The sequence below is a fragment of the Phenylobacterium sp. genome, from assembly GCF_035569475.1.
GTDB lineage: Bacteria > Pseudomonadota > Alphaproteobacteria > Caulobacterales > Caulobacteraceae > Phenylobacterium.
On sequence record NZ_DATMNA010000026.1, the window covers coordinates 1 to 3,297 of the forward strand.

The window sequence follows — 3,297 nt, forward strand, 5'->3', positions numbered from 1 at the left end:
TCGTCGAGCGCTACTTCTGCAAACTCAAGCACTTCCGCCGTGTCGCCACGCGCTTCGACAAGCTCGCCAGGAACTTCCTTGCCGCCGTGCTCCTCGCCTCAACTCGACTCTGGCTCAGAGCTTATGAGTCCACGACCTAGACCCCTGCCGGTTCAGGCGAAGACGCCGGAACGGACAAAACGGGTCCGACAGGGGCCCAAAGCGGCGTTTGTTTCAGGCGCGCACGATACCGCCGTGACTCCGCCCAGATCTGATGTTTGTTGCGGGCTCGCGGGCAGGGGCCACACGACGCAATGGCGCCCGACCGCTGAACATCCCCCTGCAATATTCGACGGTCGCAATCGCCCCACGGCGACGGGCGGCGTTCCGTATCCTCAGCCCGGCCCAGGCCGCGCTGGCGCTGATCGTCGGATTTTCGCTGCTGCGCGTGGCGTCGGCGACTCTGGTCGGGCTGGGCGTCGACGAGGCCTACACGGCCGCCATCGCCCGGCAACTGCACCTTTCCTATTTCGACCACCCGCCGCTCCACCTGTGGCTCGTCCACCTGTTCGGCGGGCTCCTGGGCTATGGCCGCGCCGCGCGCCTGCCGTTCGTGGCGCTGTTCGCCGGATCATCCTGGTTGCTGTTCGTCCTGACCCGGCGGCTGTTCGGGAGCCGGGCCGGCGTCTGGTCGGTCCTGATCCTGAACATCTCGGCCTTCTTCACCGTGGCGGCGGGATCCTGGATCCTGCCGGACGGCCCGCTGATCTTCTGCCTGCTCGCCGCGGCCTGCCCACTGACGACCGTGTTCCTGGACGCCGACGATCGAGCGGGGCCGGGCCGCGGCGGGGTCGCGTGGTCATGGCTCGCGGCGGGCGGCTGGCTGGGATTGGCGGGCCTGTCGAAGTACCAGGCGGTGCTGTTCGGGCTTGGCGTGGCCGTCCTGTTGGTCAGCACGCCGCGCGGGCGGGCCAGCCTGAGAGGTCCCTGGCCCTATCTCGCCGCCCTGGTGGCCGCCCTGATCGTCTCGCCGGTATTGATCTGGAACGCCCAGAACCACTGGGCCTCCTTCACCTTCCAGGGCGGCCGCGCGGCGCCGTCGCACGGCCTGCGCCCAGGAGCCGTCGCGCTTGCTCTGGCCGGCCAGGCCGCGGTCCTGCTGCCGTGGGTGTTCGCACCGCTGGCGCTGGCGGCCGGCCGAGCCGTGAAGGCCGGTCCCGCCGACCAGAGGCGCTGGTTCTGCGTCGCGCTCGGCGCGCCGGGGGTCCTGCTGTTCGCCCTGACCCCCATCTGGGGCCAGGCGCCCCTGCCCCATTGGGCGATGCCTTCATGGCTGTTCCTGCTGCCGCTCCTGGCCGACCGCCTCGCGCACGCCGACCTCGATCGCCGTTGGCCGAGGGTCTGGGCGGTCAGCTCGCTCGCCGCCACCCTCGTCCTGTGGGTCGTCCTGACGGGAGACGCCGGCACGGGCTGGGTCGGCCGGACCTGGCCCGCGACCTTCAGGAAGGGCGACCCGACGATCGAATCCGTCGAATGGACGGCGCTGGGGCCGCAGGTCGCGGACCTCGCGGTGCTGCGCCGGCCCAACGCCTTCGTCGTCTCCATGAAGTGGAACGAAGCCGGCCGGCTGCAGGCCGTCTTCGCTGACCGCGCGGCCGTGGCGATCTTCTCGGACGACCCGCGGGGGTTCGGCTACATGCGGCCGGCCGGCAATCTGGTCGGCCGGGACGCCTTGATCGTCGTGAAGCCGGAGGATCTCGGCGCGGGCCTCGGCCGGGTCAGCCGATGCTTCGCCAGCGTGGAGCCCTTGAAGGTCGCCGCCTTCGGCCGGCGTGGCCGCCCGGAAGTGCGGCTGCACCTCTTCGCCGGGCACGGCCTGCTGGCGGCCTGCTCGGAGCTCGGCAAGCCCACCGAGGGGGCGCTGGACCAGTGGCGGGTGCTGAAGGCGCACGACAGCGTCGCCTCCCCTTCCCCGGCGCCGCCCGAATCCGGGACCTAGCCGCCGCCCCGGTCGCGCCGAGGTTTGGGGACCTCGAGCGGACAGGTGTCGCCCAGGCGGCGCGCGGAGGTGGTTCCAGTCCCCCTCAGCGGTATGCCGGCGATCCTGGTTCTGAGGTCGGCCGTCAGGTTGAAGGTCGTGGGATCGTAGGCGCCCTGGGCGGAGATCTGGGCGACCTGGCCGTGGGTCTCCACGCAGGTCCCCTTGAGCACCAGATGGCCGTCACCGGCCTCGCGGGTCGGATAGGTGCAGGCGTAGTGCGAGTTGCTGGGCCCCTGCAGGACGCCTGCGATGTCGGCCGCGGTGAAGCACTTCCGCTCCACAGTCTTGAAGTGGAAGACGAAGATCCAGGTGTTGGTGGTCTCCCAATAGCCCGGGAGGGGCGCGCCCGCGTCGGCGCGCGCCGCGGCGGGCGAGGCCGCCAGCGCCGCAGCGCAGGCGAAGGCGGCCCAAGACCGGGCGGTCGCGCTGTTTTCCGTTCCCATGCCGCTCCAACGCCACGCCGCCCGCCGTGCAAGACGACGCGCGGAGCGTGGCGCCAAGACGGCTATTTTCCGCCGACCTTGAGGACGACGAAGGTCCCGGGGATCGCTGTCGGCCGTCCGCCCGCCTGGGCGGGCGGCGCGAAATCGGCCGCCGGCAGATAGAGCGTGCCGGAGGCGGGGTCCAGGGCCTGGGTGCGGGCGCCCGCCTGGGTCGTCACGACACCGACCACCTTGGCCGTCGCCGGCGAGATCAGGCTCAGTTTCCCGTCGGCGCCGGTGGGCACATAGACCACATGCCGCCGGGGATCGTAGACCGCCGTGTCGCCGCGCAGGCCGATGGGCAGGCTCGCCACTTCCTTGCCGTCCGCGGCCTGGACGACCTTGGCTACGCCGTTGGCGCAGACCGACACCAGCCGCCCGTCCGGCGGCGAATAGGCGAGGCCGCTCGGCTCCTCGCAGCCGGCCAGCTTGAAGTGGCCGGTGACCTTGCGCGTGTGGGCGTCGAGCACGGCGATCTCGTTCTTGTCTTCGACGTTGATGAAGACACGGCCCTTGCCGTCGGTGGCCGGGCTCTCGAGCGCGCCCTCGACCGGGATCACGCCCACCTTGGTGCGGGTCTTCGCATCGATCAGCGAGACCCCGCCGCCCGCGTTGTCCATCACCCAGACCAGGCCCGTGACCGGTTCGAGGAAGGCGCCGTCCGGCTTGGCTCCGGTCTTGATGCTGGCCAGCACAGCGCCGGTGCGCGCGTCGGCGATCAGCACGCCGCCCAGCGTGGTCGAGGTCACCACGATCTGGTCGCCCCCGTTCACCGGCACGGCCGCATGGGTCCGC

At 71.3% G+C, this 3,297-nt stretch carries 3 protein-coding genes and 1 pseudogene; 2 read left to right on the forward strand and 2 right to left on the reverse strand.

Annotated elements, in window-relative coordinates; translation table 11 throughout:
- A pseudogene (locus VNW53_RS04030) lies at window positions 1-140 on the forward strand (IS5/IS1182 family transposase); the annotation flags it as partial.
- Between the two features lie 113 nt (window positions 141-253).
- The gene (locus VNW53_RS04035; RefSeq protein ID WP_325553794.1) at window positions 254-1,978 is read left to right on the forward strand and encodes an ArnT family glycosyltransferase; all 1,725 of its coding nucleotides are present in this window, start codon (window positions 254-256) and stop codon (window positions 1,976-1,978) included.
- Here the strand turns inward: VNW53_RS04035 and VNW53_RS04040 are convergent.
- Together VNW53_RS04040 and VNW53_RS04045 are read right to left on the reverse strand one after the other, a co-directional pair.
- Entirely contained in the window at window positions 1,975-2,463 is a 489-nt protein-coding gene (locus tag VNW53_RS04040) for a DUF3617 domain-containing protein (protein ID WP_325553795.1), read from the reverse strand. The genes VNW53_RS04035 and VNW53_RS04040 overlap by 4 nt on opposite strands.
- A 62-nt stretch (window positions 2,464-2,525) precedes the next feature.
- Window positions 2,526-3,297 (reverse strand): hypothetical protein (locus VNW53_RS04045; RefSeq protein WP_325553796.1); only part of this gene is annotated, 772 nt, incomplete at its 5' end.

Excerpts from the sequence above, each read along its gene's own strand:
- VNW53_RS04040 (WP_325553795.1), bottom strand. The coding sequence starts at position 2,463 with ATGGGAACGGAAAACAGCGCGACCGCCCGGTCTTGGGCCGCCTTCGCC.
- VNW53_RS04035 (WP_325553794.1), top strand. The coding sequence starts at position 254 with ATGTTTGTTGCGGGCTCGCGGGCAGGGGCCACACGACGCAATGGCGCC.